Origin of the sequence: Rhodopseudomonas palustris HaA2 (assembly GCF_000013365.1) — a bacterium.
In the GTDB taxonomy this organism is placed as follows: Bacteria; Pseudomonadota; Alphaproteobacteria; order Rhizobiales; family Xanthobacteraceae; genus Rhodopseudomonas; species Rhodopseudomonas palustris_J.
Genome location: NC_007778.1, coordinates 1,959,680 through 1,972,912 on the forward strand (window position 1 = coordinate 1,959,680; position 13,233 = coordinate 1,972,912).

11 protein-coding genes are annotated in these 13,233 nt (G+C 65.6%); 8 read left to right on the plus strand and 3 right to left on the minus strand.

Annotation, left to right across the window (positions count from 1 at the left end; translation table 11 throughout):
* Positions 1–18: 18 nt before the first annotated feature.
* Positions 19–798 carry an ethanolamine ammonia-lyase subunit EutC gene (eutC, locus tag RPB_RS08655; RefSeq protein WP_011440615.1) on the plus strand — a complete coding sequence of 260 codons (780 nt, stop codon included), beginning with the start codon at positions 19–21 and terminating at the stop codon, positions 796–798.
* Between the two features lie 205 nt (positions 799–1,003).
* Positions 1,004–3,370, plus strand: coding sequence for an efflux RND transporter permease subunit (locus tag RPB_RS08660; RefSeq protein ID WP_011440616.1), 2,367 nt, complete (start codon positions 1,004–1,006; stop codon positions 3,368–3,370).
* Between the two features lie 123 nt (positions 3,371–3,493).
* On the opposite strand, the gene RPB_RS08665 is transcribed toward RPB_RS08660, so the two are convergent.
* Positions 3,494–3,991, minus strand: a complete 498-nt coding sequence (locus RPB_RS08665; RefSeq protein ID WP_011440617.1) for a hypothetical protein — start codon at positions 3,989–3,991, stop codon at positions 3,494–3,496.
* 408 nt (positions 3,992–4,399) lie between these two features.
* Between RPB_RS08665 and RPB_RS08670 the strand changes: the two genes are divergently transcribed.
* From RPB_RS08670 to RPB_RS08695, 6 genes are all read left to right on the plus strand, one after another.
* On the plus strand, positions 4,400–4,639 hold the full coding sequence (locus tag RPB_RS08670; protein ID WP_011440618.1) for a hypothetical protein: 240 nt from the start codon (positions 4,400–4,402) through the stop codon (positions 4,637–4,639).
* 240 nt (positions 4,640–4,879) lie between these two features.
* Positions 4,880–5,758: a squalene synthase HpnC gene (gene hpnC / locus RPB_RS08675; RefSeq protein ID WP_011440619.1), complete on the plus strand. Its 879-nt coding sequence runs from the start codon at positions 4,880–4,882 to the stop codon at positions 5,756–5,758.
* Positions 5,755–6,594: a presqualene diphosphate synthase HpnD gene (gene hpnD / locus RPB_RS08680; protein ID WP_011440620.1), complete on the plus strand. Its 840-nt coding sequence runs from the start codon at positions 5,755–5,757 to the stop codon at positions 6,592–6,594. The genes hpnC and hpnD overlap by 4 nt, the downstream gene beginning before the upstream one ends.
* Positions 6,594–7,850, plus strand: coding sequence for a hydroxysqualene dehydroxylase HpnE (gene hpnE, locus RPB_RS08685; RefSeq protein WP_011440621.1), 1,257 nt, complete (start codon positions 6,594–6,596; stop codon positions 7,848–7,850). Before hpnD ends, hpnE begins: the two co-directional genes overlap by 1 nt.
* A 40-nt stretch (positions 7,851–7,890) precedes the next feature.
* Positions 7,891–9,855, plus strand: a complete 1,965-nt coding sequence (gene shc / locus RPB_RS08690; RefSeq protein ID WP_011440622.1) for a squalene--hopene cyclase — start codon at positions 7,891–7,893, stop codon at positions 9,853–9,855.
* Entirely contained in the window at positions 9,852–10,592 is a 741-nt protein-coding gene (locus tag RPB_RS08695) for a phosphorylase (RefSeq protein ID WP_011440623.1), read from the plus strand. The genes shc and RPB_RS08695 overlap by 4 nt, the downstream gene beginning before the upstream one ends.
* 265 nt (positions 10,593–10,857) lie before the next feature.
* Here RPB_RS08695 and hpnH read toward each other — a convergent pair whose 3' ends face one another.
* On the minus strand, positions 10,858–12,024 hold the full coding sequence (gene hpnH / locus RPB_RS08700; RefSeq protein WP_011440624.1) for an adenosyl-hopene transferase HpnH: 1,167 nt from the start codon (positions 12,022–12,024) through the stop codon (positions 10,858–10,860).
* Between the two features lie 54 nt (positions 12,025–12,078).
* On the minus strand, positions 12,079–13,023 hold the full coding sequence (gene ispH / locus RPB_RS08705) for a 4-hydroxy-3-methylbut-2-enyl diphosphate reductase (protein WP_011440625.1): 945 nt from the start codon (positions 13,021–13,023) through the stop codon (positions 12,079–12,081).
* Positions 13,024–13,233 lie beyond the last annotated feature (210 nt).

Here is a 13,233-nt window from a genome sequence, read left to right on the forward strand (position 1 = left end):
GGCCCAAAAGGGTGAACTATGACTTCGTCTCCGACTGCTCCGCCCGCGCTCAGCGATCTGCGCCGCCTGACCCCGGCCAGGGTCGCGCTCGGCCGGGCCGGCGTCAGCCTGACCACCGATGCGCTGCTGGATTTCACGCTGGCTCATGCCCGTGCCCGGGACGCGGTGCATGCCGCGTTCGACGCCGCCGCGGTCGCCGCAGAACTCGGCGCGCTCGGCCTGACGCCGTTGCAGGTGTCGAGCCGGGCACAGTCGCGCCGGGATTATCTCGCGCGGCCCGATCTCGGTCGCCAGCTCGACCCGGCGTCGCGGGCAATGCTCGAAGCTCATCCGTCCACCGCTGATCTCGCTCTGGTGATCGGCGACGGGCTGTCGCCGGTGGCGGTGGCGGCCCAGGCGGGCGAGGTGGTGCGCCGGCTGCTACCTCGGCTTGCAGCGTCGGGGATCGGCGTCGGGCCGGCCGCCGTCGTCACCGGCGCCCGGGTGGCGCTCGGCGACGAGATCGGTGCGCTGCTCGGCGCGCGGATCGTGCTGGTGCTGATCGGGGAGCGGCCGGGCTTGTCGGCGCCGGCCAGCCTCGGCGCTTATGTCACTCTCGGTCCGAGACCCGGCCGCACCGATGCCGACCGGAATTGCGTGTCCAACATCCATGCTGCCGGCATCAGCCCCGACGAGGCGGCGTTCAAGATTGCGTGGCTGGTACGTGAATCGATGGCGCGCGGTGCCTCCGGCGTTGCCTTGAAGGATGAAAGCGGCGAGGGTGGCTCCACACCGGCGGAGCTGCCCGGGCCAGGATGATCACGCTGGCGCGGTTCGCGTCGGTGCTGCGAATCTGGTGAACTGTGCCCCCGGCGCTCCAGCTGCGGAGCCACCGGGCCGGTAAATCAAGCAAACGATGAACTCCATCACATTTCGGCACGGATGAACCTTTCCCGGGCGCGGCGGTGTCGCAATCGTGCCGGATATCTCGGTTCATCGCGTGACCGCCAGAACGGAACAGCGCATGCTGGATAAGAACGTCAAAGATGCCGAAGTCGACGAACTGAATCGGCGCCGGGTCAGCATCGCCTTCGGGCTGGAGCGGATGGGGCTGATCGCGATCCGCGCACCGATCCTGTCCTGCATCGTCCTGGCCGTGCTGATCGTGGCGGCGATCTTCGGCATCCAGCGCATCAAGATCGACGATTCGCTGAGCCAGCTGTTCCGGTCCGACACCAAGGAATTCCACCAATACGAGCAGGTCACCAAGCGCTTTCCCTCGTCCGAATTCGACGTGCTGGTGGTGGTCGAAGGCAAGAACCTGCTCGCGCGCGACAATCTCGAGAAACTGCGCGATCTGGTCACAGATTTGCAACTCGTCGACGGCACCCGCGGTCTGATCTCGCTGTTTTCGGCGCGGCAGGCGCCTGAGCCCGGAAAGCTGCCGGCGGCCTTGTTTCCCAACGAACTGCCGGAAGGCGAGGCCTACGACAAGTTCATCGAGACTGTGAAGAGCAACGAGATCATCCGCGGCAAGCTGATCTCGGAGGACGGCACGCTGGCGCTGATCGTGCTGTCGCTGGAGCCGGAGATCGTCGGCAACAACAAGCTGTCGGAGACGATCGCCGAAATCCGCAAGGTGATGGCCGAGGACCTCGAAGGCACCGGCCTGTCGCGGCAATTGTCCGGCGTTCCGGTGATGCAGCTCGAGATCCGCAACGCGGTCGAGCGCGACGGCCTGATCTACAACATCGCCGGCATCCTCGCCGGCTGCATCATCGCGATCCTGTTCTTCCGCAAGATCTCGTTCATGATCGTGGCGGCGTTTCCGCCGCTGCTGGCGATCCTGCTGTCGCTCGGCGTGCTCGGCTGGACCGGCTTCAGCCTCAACATGTTCCTCAACGTGATGACGCCGCTGATCATGGTGATCAGCTTCGCCGACTCGATGCAGCTCACTTTTGCGGCGCGCGATCGGTTGATCGCCGGCGAGGACAAATACACCGCCTTCAGGAACGCCGTGCTGGTGGTCGGCCCGGCCTGCGTGCTGACCCACGCGACCGCCGGCATTTCCTTCATCGCGCTGCAGTTTTCCGACTCCGACTTGATCCGCGCGTTCGGTGAGGCGGGCCTCGTCGCCACGGTGATCGCGCTGATCGCGGTGCTGTCGCTGGTGCCGGTGTTCGGCGTGCTGCTGGTGCGCAACGAGCAGGCGTTCGCCGCCAAGTTCCAGAGCGCCGATCTCGGGGTCAATGCGCTGCGCCGGTTCTGCGCCTTCATCGCGGTGCGGATGGTCGGCCGCCCCGGGCTGTTCAGCCTGCTCGCGCTGCTGCTGGTCGGCGGGCTCGGCGTGATCTACGCCAATCTCGAGCCCCGCTACCGACTCGCCGATCAGGTGCCCGACAAGCAGCAGGCGGTGCAGGCCAGCGATCGGCTCGACGCCAAGCTCACCGGCGCCAATCCGATCGACGTGCTGGTCGAATTCCCCAAAGGGCAGACGCTGTATTCGCCACAGACGCTGCAGACCATCGCCGATGTCCACGCCATGGTCGAGAAGCAGGCCGGCGTCGGCAACGTCTGGTCGCTGGAGACGCTGCGTCGCTGGCTCGCCGAGAAGGCGCATACCGACGACGTCGCAACGCTGAAGGAATATGTCGACGTCATCCCCGAGCATCTGGTGCGCCGGTTCATCTCCGCGGACCAGACCGCGGTGGTGGTGTCCGGCCGCGTGCCGGATCTCGATTCCAGCGAGATTCTGCCGGTGGTGCAGAAGCTCGACCACGCGCTCGATGCGGTACGCGCGAAGCACCCGGGCTACGAAGTCGCGGTCACCGGCCTGTCGGCGATTGCGGCGCGCAACAGCGCGGACATGATCTCGAAACTCAACCACGCCCTGACCATCGAATTCGCCTTGGTGGCGATGTTCATCGGGCTGGCGTTCCGTTCGGTGGTGGTGATGCTCGCTTGCATCCTGCCGGGAATCTTCCCGGTGGTGCTGTCGGGCACGTTGCTGTGGGGGCTCGGCGAGGGGCTGCAGTTCGCCAGCGCGGTCGCGCTGATCGTGTCGTTCGGCCTCGGCCTCAGTGCGACGATCCACTTTCTCAACCGGCTGCGGCTGGAGAGCTCGCCGGGGACCAGCGCCGCGGCCGCGGTCGAGCGCGCCACTGTGCTGGTCGGTCCGGCGCTGATTCTCACCACCGTGGTGCTGGCCTGCGGGCTCGGCGTCACGGTGTTCTCCGACCTGCCGTCGCTGCGGCTGTTCGGCTGGCTCAGCGCGTTCGCGATGGTCGCAGCCTTGATCGCCGACCTGTTCATCCTGCGGCCGACTGCGATGTGGTTGATCAGCATGGCCGAGCGGCTGCGCCGCAACCGCAAGCCGGGGCCGGTGGTGTAGAGCATTACGGGCGGAGTGGAAGTTGGAAGGGACGCGTCTGCAGATCGTTCGTCGCGACGCGGTTCAAATGAAAAAACCCCTCGGACCGGCCGGTCCGAGGGGTTTTTGATCGACGATCGAGGATCAGCCCTTGGTCATGCTGATGTTGACGCCGCGGATGTCGCCCTTGGAGCTGATCGCGACCGACTGCTTGTTGCCGCGCGTCGTCAGCGAGATGCTGGCGGCGAAACCGGCGGCCTCGACGAAGACTTCGATATTGCCGCCGCCGGCCTTGCCCTGCAGATTGCCGTTGATGTTGCGGCTGGCCTCGCTCCAGTTGCCGGAGATCCGGTCGCCGTTGCTGGCGACGTCGGCGGTCAGGTCGAATTTGTAGCTGTCGCTTGCGCAGCGCAGCGTCTGCGCGAGCTGGTTGCCGCCGCCGCCGACCTTGTAGGTCGCCTTGCAACGGATGCGCTCCTTGGAGCCGTCGGACAAGGCGACCGTGCCAGTGCCCGACCATGCACCTTCAAATCCGGCGAACGGTCCTTCTGCGTAGCTGGCCGAGGCCGACAGCAGCATCGCCGCCGCGACGCCGGCGGCCTTCAAGGCATGAAGCGAAGATGATGACCGAAGCAGTTTCATTCTTGTTGACCCCTGAAAATTCGTGCCGAAACGACGCTCCGCCGCATCAGCCTGTTAGTGTCGTCGAGCAACGACAGGTTCAAATCAAATAGTATCTCGGTTTGTTCTCCGCAAACCCGGACGCGCGCGGAGAGCCGTCGGTTGTGCCCCGATGGACACTTTCGCAACGACGAAACCCTTGCCCAATTGTCTCAAATTCGCAACGCTTCGCGAAGAAATGTGTCACGGTTTCGGCCATATTTGAAACATCGTCGCAACCGTCGCAGTATCGGCGCGAATTTGGCCGCATTTGAGCGGCCAGATGGCGGCTTGCACATCCGTGTCGATCGAGGCTTGACGGCCTGTCCAGGCGTCGCTTTGACGTTGATCGGACGGAGACCGAATTCCCCAACATCTCGAAGGAAGAAAATGCAGAAGACTTTGGTTGCGCTCACGCTGCTGCTCGTCCCGATGTCGACCGGCGCCTTTGCCCAGCAGCAGCAGCGCAGCGGGACGCCCGAGGAGCAGGCCGCCTGCTCGCGCGACGTGTCGCGTCACTGCCGCGCGTTGATGGATCAGGGCGACTTCGCGATCCTGGCCTGCCTGAAGGAGAATCGGCCGAAGATCAGCCGTGCCTGCAACCAGGTGCTGCTCAGCCACGGTCAGTGATCGACCGCGCCGGCCGGGGGAGGGTGTTCCGCCATCCGCCGCGCCGGTGATGCCGTGATCCGGGGCCGTCGCGGCTCTGGACGATCGGCGTCAATATCGTTGGTTTAACCGGCGATTTTCCCTTATATGGCGTCGCGAACGGACCTGCCCGGGATGCCGGGCGGGTCCGTTCGCGACGTTTCCATGCCTGAAATCCCGATCGGAAATGTCCATGTCCGAAACAAGCGTTGGCCGGTGCCGATGACGTCTGCGAGTGAACTGCGATCCGGCAAGACCCACCGGGACGAGAATTTTCCGGTCGCGTCGTGGATCATCCATCCGCGGCATCGCGAGCTGATTCTGGCGTTCTACAATTTCGTCCGCACCGCCGACGACATCGCCGACCACGCGATGCTCGACGCCGCGACCAAGCTCGACTACCTCGATCTGCTCGAGGCCGAACTGCTCGGCCACGGGGCGACCCAGCCGGAGGCGGTCGAACTGCGGCGCGCGCTGGCCGAGCGGGGCATGCCGCCGCGCCACGCGCTGGATGTGCTGATTGCGTTTCGAATGGACGTCACCAAGCTGCGCTACGAGGATTGGGACGAGGTAATCCATTATTGCCGCTATTCGGCAATGCCGGTCGGCCGTTTCATGCTCGACGTCCACGGCGAGAGCACCTCGACCTGGCCGGCGTCGGACGCGCTCTGCGCCGGGCTGCAGATCAACAATCACCTGCAGGATTGCGGCAAGGATTATCGCAACCTCAACCGGGTCTACCTGCCGCGCGACGCGCTGGATGCGGCTGGCGCCAAGGTCGAGGACCTCGGCCATCTGACGTCCTCGCCGGCGCTGCTGCGCTGCCTGCAGGGGCTCGCCGTGCGCACCGATGTGCTGCTCGGCGAGGGCCGCCCGCTCGCCGCCGAGATCAAGGATTTCCGGCTCGGCCTCGAAGTCTCGGTGATCCAGGCCTTCGCCGATCGAATCGTGGCGATGCTCAAGGTGCGCGACCCGCTGAGCGAGCGGGTGCACCCGAAGCCGATCGAATTCCTGCTGTCCACGATCGGCGCGGTCGGATCGGAAATCGCCCGTCGCACCTTTGGAAAGGGGCCGGTCTCGAAGCCGGCGCCGCGCGCATGACCCTGCAATCCACCTCCGAACCCGCCGAGCATCAGGGCGCCGCGGTCGGCAGCTCGTTCTACGCCGCGATGCGCATCCTGCCGCGTCCGCAGCGCGAGGCGATGTTTCAGGTCTACAGCTTCTGCCGCTACGTCGACGATATCGCCGATTCCGACGAGCCACGCGACCTGCGGGCTGCCGGTCTGCAGCGCTGGCGCGACGACATCGACGCGCTGTATCGCGGCGCGCCGCCGCCGCGGCTCGCGGATTATCAGGGCTCTGTGCAAGCCTTCGGTCTGAAGCGCGAGGATTTCCTCGCGATCATCGACGGCATGGAGATGGACGTCACCGCCGACATCCGCGCGCCGGAAGACGCCACCCTCGATCTTTACTGCGATCGCGTCGCCAGCGCGGTCGGGCGGCTGTCGGTGCGGATCTTCGGCCTGCCCGAGCAGGATGGCATCCTGCTCGCGCACCATCTCGGCCGCGCGCTGCAGCTCACCAACATCCTGCGCGACATCGACGAGGACGCCGGCCTCGGCCGGCTGTATCTGCCGCGCGAAGGCCTGCTCGCCGCCGGCATCACCAGCGTCGATCCGGCGACTGTCGCCGCCGATCCGGCGGTTCCAAATGTCTGCGCGCCGCTGGTGGCGCGCGCGCTGAAGCACTTCGACGCCGCCGACGAGGTGATGAGCCGCAATCCGCGCCGCGTGGTCAAGGCGCCGCGGATCATGGGCAAGTATTACTATTCGATCCTTCAACTGCTGATCGCGCGCGGCTTCGCGCCGCCGCGGACGCCGGTCAAGCTCGGCAAGGCGGCGAAGATCGCCATCCTGCTACAATACGCGATCGTCTGATGCCGAAAACCGTTCACATCATCGGTGCTGGAATCTCCGGTCTCGCGGCCGCGACGAAGCTCGCGCGCGCCGGGCTGACCGTCCACGTCCACGAAGCGATGCAGCAGGCCGGCGGCCGTTGCCGCTCGTATTTCGACGCCCAGACCGATCTGGTCATCGACAACGGCAATCATCTGCTGCTGTCGGGCAACCACGCCGCGCGCGACTATGCGCGGTCGATCGGCACCGAGGCCGGGCTGGTCGGGCCAGAACGCGCCGAGTTCGACTTCATGGATGTGAGATCCAACGCGCGCTGGAAGCTCGACCTTGGCAGCGGCCGGCTGCCGTTCTGGCTGTTCGATGCCGGTCGCCGGGTGCCCGACACCGCGATCCGGGATTATCTGGCGCTGGCGCCGCTGCTGTGGGCGCCGACCAGCAAGCTGATCGGCGATACCATCCCCTGCCGCGGCCCGCTGTATGACCGTTTGGTGCAGCCGCTGCTGCTGGCGGCGCTCAATGTCGACCCGCCCGAAGGATCGGCCGGTCTCGCCGGCGCGATCGTGCGCGAGACGCTGCTCGCCGGTGGCAAGGCCTGCCGTCCGCTGATCGCCCGCGACGGTCTCAGCGCGGTGCTGGTCGAGCCGGCCGTCGAATTGCTGGCGCGCAGCGGTCCGGGGGTGCGGTTCGGTCACGAATTGCGGACGCTGACGCCATCCGGCGACCGGGTCGCTGGTCTGAACTTCGGCGGCGAAGACGTCGTCACGGTCGGGCCGGAGGACGCGGTGGTGCTGGCGGTGCCGCCACGGCCGGCGGCTTCGCTGCTGCCGGGGCTGAAGACGCCGCAGAATTATCGGGCGATCGTCAACGCCCATTTCAATTACGCGCCGCCGGCGGGGATGCCGGCGCTGACTGGGGTGATCGGCGGGGTGGTGGAGTGGCTGTTCGCCTTCCCGAACCGGCTGTCGGTGACCATCAGCAATGCCGACCGGCTGGTCGACGCCCCGCGCGACCAGCTCGCGGCCGCGATCTGGGGCGAGATCTGTCAGGTGGCCGGTATTTCGGCGAATTTACCGCCGTGGCAAATTGTCCGCGAGCGCCGGGCGACCTTCGAGGCTACGCCGGCACAACATGCCCTGCGTCCGGGGCCGGTCACTCTGTGGAAAAACCTGTTCCTCGCAGGCGATTGGACTGATACGGGGTTGCCGGCCACCATCGAGGGGTCGGTGCGGTCCGGGAACCGGGCCGCCGACCTGGTGCTGGCGCTGGGTCAGGCCTGAGCGCGAGCGCCGGCCGACAAGCACGGAGACTAGCAATTCAATGACTTCCGGTACGACCATTCTGGGCGCAGAGCGCGGCAGGACGCTCGACGCCTCGATCGATGCGGCGCGTGCCGCGCTGCTCGGTTATCGCCGCGACGACGGCCATTGGGTGTTCGAGCTTGAGGCCGATTGTACCATTCCGGCCGAATACGTGCTGCTGCGGCACTATCTCGGCGAGCCGGTCGATGCCGCGCTGGAGGCCAAGATCGCGGTCTACCTGCGCCGGACCCAGGGCGCGCATGGCGGCTGGCCGCTGGTGCACGACGGCGAGTTCGATGTCAGCGCGACGGTAAAGGCCTACTTCGCCCTCAAGATGATCGGCGACAGCATCGACGCGCCGCATATGGCCAAGGCCCGCGAGGCGATCCTGGCGCGCGGCGGCGCGATCCACGTCAACGTGTTCACCCGCTTCCTTCTGTCGATGTTCGGCATTCTGACCTGGCGCAGCGTGCCGGTGCTGCCGGTCGAGATCATGCTGCTGCCGATGTGGGCGCCGTTCCACCTCAACAAGATCTCCTATTGGGCGCGCACCACGATCGTGCCGCTGATGGTGCTGGCGGCGCTGAAGCCGCGCGCGGTCAACAAGCTCGACATCGGCCTCGATGAATTGTTCCTGCAGGACCCGCAATCGATCGGCATGCCGGCCAAGGCGCCGCATCAGAGCTGGGGCCTGTTCACGCTGTTCGGTTCGATCGACGCGGTGCTGCGGGTGATCGAGCCGCTGATCCCGAAAAAGCTGCGCAGTTATGCGATCGGCCGCGCGGTCGCCTTCATCGAGGAGCGGCTGAACGGCGAGGACGGGCTCGGTGCGATCTATCCGCCGATGGCCAACACGGTGATGATGTACAAGGTGCTGGGCTATGGTGAGGACCATCCGCCGCGCGCCATCACCCGACGCGGCATCGACCTGCTGCTGGTGGTCGGCGAGGAGGAGGCCTACTGCCAGCCCTGCGTCTCGCCGATCTGGGACACCTCGCTGACCTGCCACGCGCTGCTGGAGGCGGGCGGCGCCGAGGCCGCGCTGCCGGTGCGCAAGGGGCTGGACTGGCTGATTCCGAAGCAGGTGCTCGACCTCAAGGGCGACTGGGCGGTGAAGGCGCCCAACGTCCGCCCCGGGGGCTGGGCGTTCCAGTACAACAATGCCCATTACCCCGATCTGGACGACACCGCCGTGGTGGTTATGGCGCTCGACCGCGCCCGCCGCGATCAGCCGAGTGCGGCCTACGACAATGCGATCGCGCGCGGGCGCGAGTGGATCGAGGGGATGCAGAGCGACGATGGCGGCTGGGCTGCCTTCGACGTGAACAACACCGAGTATTATTTGAACAACATCCCGTTCTCGGATCACGGCGCGCTGCTCGACCCGCCGACCGAGGACGTCACTGCGCGCTGCGTCTCGATGCTGGCGCAGCTCGGCGAGACCGCGGAGACCAGCTCGGCGCTGGCCCGCGGCGTCGCCTATCTGCGCAAGACCCAACTCGCCGAAGGCTCGTGGTACGGCCGCTGGGGCCTGAATTACATCTACGGAACCTGGTCGGTGCTGTGCGCGCTGAATGCGGCCGGGGTCGCCCATCAGGATCCGGCGATGCGCAAGGCGGTGGCCTGGCTGGCATCGATCCAGAATGCCGATGGCGGCTGGGGCGAGGATGCGGTCAGCTATCGCCTGGACTATCGGGGCTACGAAAGTGCACCGTCCACGGCGTCCCAAACGGCATGGGCCTTGCTTGCCTTGATGGCTGCCGGGGAAGTCGATCATCCGGCGGTGGCGCGCGGGGTTGAGTACCTAAAAGGCACACAGACCGAAAAAGGCGTGTGGGACGAGCAGCGCTACACCGCTACAGGCTTTCCGCGGGTGTTTTATCTGCGGTACCATGGCTATTCAAAGTTCTTTCCGCTCTGGGCGCTGGCGCGGTATCGAAATTTGAGAGCCACGAACAGCAAGGTCGTAGGGGTCGGAATGTGATTCTGGGGGCTAGGGGCGACGCGGCCGCGGAGCGAGATCCGCGACCGGTTCTGATTGTAACGGGGCTGATCCAGGAAGCGAAAATCGCCGAAGGGCCGGGTCTTACGGTCATCTGCAGCAGTAGCGATCCGAAGCAGTTGCGCCGGATGATGGCGAGCTTCGATGCGTCGTCGATTCGCGGCGTGATCAGCTTCGGCGTCGCCGGCGGGCTCGACCCGTCGCTGCGATCCGGCGACATCGTGATCGCGACCAACGTGACGGCGGGCGATCGCCGTTGGCAGTCCGAAACCGCCCTCAGCGACGAATTGCTGCGCAGCGCGGGTCTGCTCCGGCAGCGCGTGGTGCGTGGCGGCCTGGTCGGCGTCGAGCAAGTGGTCGCGGCCCGTGCCGCGAAGGCGGCGCTGCATTCGCAGACCGGCGCGGCGGCCGTCGACATGGAAAGCCACATCGCCGCCGATTACGCCGCGGCAGCCAGGCTGCCGTTCGCGGCGCTGCGCGTGATCAGCGATCCGGCCAGCCGCAGCCTTCCGCAGATGGTGTCGACCGCGATCAAGCCGAACGGCGATGTCGATCTGCGCAGAGTTCTGCGTGGACTGGCGCGTCACCCGACGTCGATCCGGTCGCTGGTCTCGACCGGAATCGATTTCAATCGGGCGCTCCGCAGCCTACGCGGCTGTCGAAGCTTCGTGCTTGACGCCGTGATTGGCGGCGGTGGTGGTGTGGTCGCCGAGGCTTGAGGGCGATCTGAGGGACATGTGTCGCGGCTGAACGGCCGCAACCGACGTCGCCCTCAGACACAACTCGTGATCGCCCGGCCCGACCGGGCGACCCAGTATTCCAGATCGTTGGCGATCATCCGCAAGGCTCTGCGATACTGGATCCCCGCTTTGGCGGCGGATCTGAGCTGAGCGTCTACCTGTCGATTATTCGGTCACCATTCCAAAACAAAAAGCGCGGCTCATCGGCCGCGCTTTTTCGTTGGTGACGCGGTGAGCCCGCAGCTTAGGCCGCGGTGGAGGCCTGCGGTTGCGGCTGACGTTTGGCGGCAGCAGCAGCGGCCTCGTCGCGGCGGATCTCTGACAGCGTCTTCTGAACCTGCTCGGTGAAGATGTACTGAGCCGGACGTTGGTTCGACAGATCGATCTCGGGCGCCATCGGCCCCGAGGTCCGGATGCCGCGCAGCGCGACCCAGGCCGCCTTCAGCGGATTGTTCAGCGACGCCGTCGCCGCGGTCGGCTCATAGCCGCAATGCGCCATGCAGTCGGCGCACTTCTCGTATTTGCCGGTGCCGTAGGAATCCCAGTCGGTGGTCTCCATCAGCTCCTTGAAGGTCTTGGTATAACCTTCGCCGAGCAGATAGCAGGGCTTCTGCCAGCCGAAGATGTTGCGCGCGGGCATTCCCCACGGCGTGCATTCGAACGACTGGTTGCCGGCCAGGAAGTCCAGGAACAGGCCGGAATGCATGAAGTTCCACTTCTTGCCCTTGCCGAGTTCGAACACCTTGCGGAACAGGTTCTTGGTGTTGGTGCGGTTCAGGAAGTGCTCCTGATCCGGCGCCCGCTCATAGGCGTAGCCCGGTGACATCGAGACGCCGACGCCCAGCTCCGCGGTGAGGTCGAGGAACTTGGCGATCTCTTCGGCCGGATGGTTGTCGAAGATCGTGGCATTGACGTTGACGGTGAAGCCCTTGGCCTTGGCCGCCTTGATCGCCTTCAGCGCGCGGTCGAACGTGCCCGGCTGCGACACCGCCTTGTCGTGGTGCTCCTTGAGGCCGTCGAGATGCACCGAGAAAAACAGATAGGGCGACGGCTCGAACAGATGCAGCTTCTTTTCGAGCAGCAATGCGTTGGTGCACAGCGACACGAACTTCTTGCGCGCCACCAGGCCACGCACGATCTCACCGATCTCGCGATGGATCAGCGGCTCGCCGCCCGGGATCGCCACCATCGGTGCGCCGCATTCCTCGGCCGCGTCCCAGCACTCCTGTGCGCTCATGCGGCGATCCAGGATCGCGTCGGGATAGTCGATCTTACCGCAGCCGACGCAGGCGAGGTTGCAGCGGAACAGCGGCTCGAGCATCAGCACCAGCGGGTAGCGCTTGCGGCCCAGCAGCTTCTGCTTGAGCAGATAGCCGCCGATCACCAGCTCTTTGTGAAACGGTATTGCCATTACGGGTTCTTCTCTTTCGTACAAATCATCACGATGCGGATCGGACGTCGGCGATCAGGCGGTGACCAGCTCCGCGGGCAGGACGAATTCGATGTTCTCCTCGCGGCCCGGCAGCACCGACACGCTGACCGGAACGATCCGGCGCAGCGCCTCGATGACGTCGTCGACCAGGACTTCCGGGGCGGACGCGCCGGCGGTGATGCCGACGGCCTTCTTGCCTTCGAGCCAATCCGGGTTGAGCTCGCTGCCGTCCGAGATCAGATAACTCGGAATGCCGGCTTCGGTGCCGATTTCCCGGAGCCGGTTGGAGTTGGAACTGTTGTTGGCGCCGACCACCAGGATCAGATCGACCAGCTTGCTCATGGCCCGAACTGCAGACTGTCTGTTCTGCGTTGCATAGCAGATATCGCGGGTGTCGGGGCCCTGGATATCCGAGAATCGCTTTGAAAGCGCCGCGATGATGTCCCGCGTGTCGTCGACGCTGAGCGTGGTCTGGGTGATGTAGGCGACCGGGGTATCCGACGGCAGCGTCAGCGCGGCGACATCGTCGAGATTTTGCACCAGCAGCACCGGGCCGGGAACCTGTCCCATCGTTCCCTCGACCTCGGGGTGGCCGGCATGGCCGATCAGGATCAGGGTGCGGCCCTTGGCGGTGTAGCGCTTGCCCTGGTTGTGCACCTTGGTGACCAGCGGGCAGGTGGCGTTGAGCACCGGCAGGCCGCGAGAAGCGGCCTCTTCCTCGATGCTGCGGGCGACGCCGTGGGCGCTGAACACGGTCACCGCCTTCGGCGGCACCTCGGAAAGCTCCTCGACGAAGATCGCGCCCTTCGCCTTCAGGCTCTCGACCACATATTTGTTGTGCACGATTTCGTGCCGCACATAGACCGGCGGGCCGTATTTCTCCAGCGCGCGCTCGACGATCTCGATCGCGCGGACGACGCCGGCACAGAAACCACGGGGCTGGGCAAGAAAGACTTCGAGAGGGCGAACGTCAGACAAAGGGCACCACACTCATGATTGTTCCGTCTCCTGACGTATTATGGGCAATTCCCGTACCATGATCTAGCTGGTATGAGGACACCCGCAAGAGCAAGGGTCGCAGGGTTCCCATGGGCGGCGTGCAAAACGCCCTTGGCAATCCAGCCTAGTGAGATTACTTCCGGCCACGACACCCCGCGGGCCTCATGGGTTATTTCGCAGTCTTTGGTC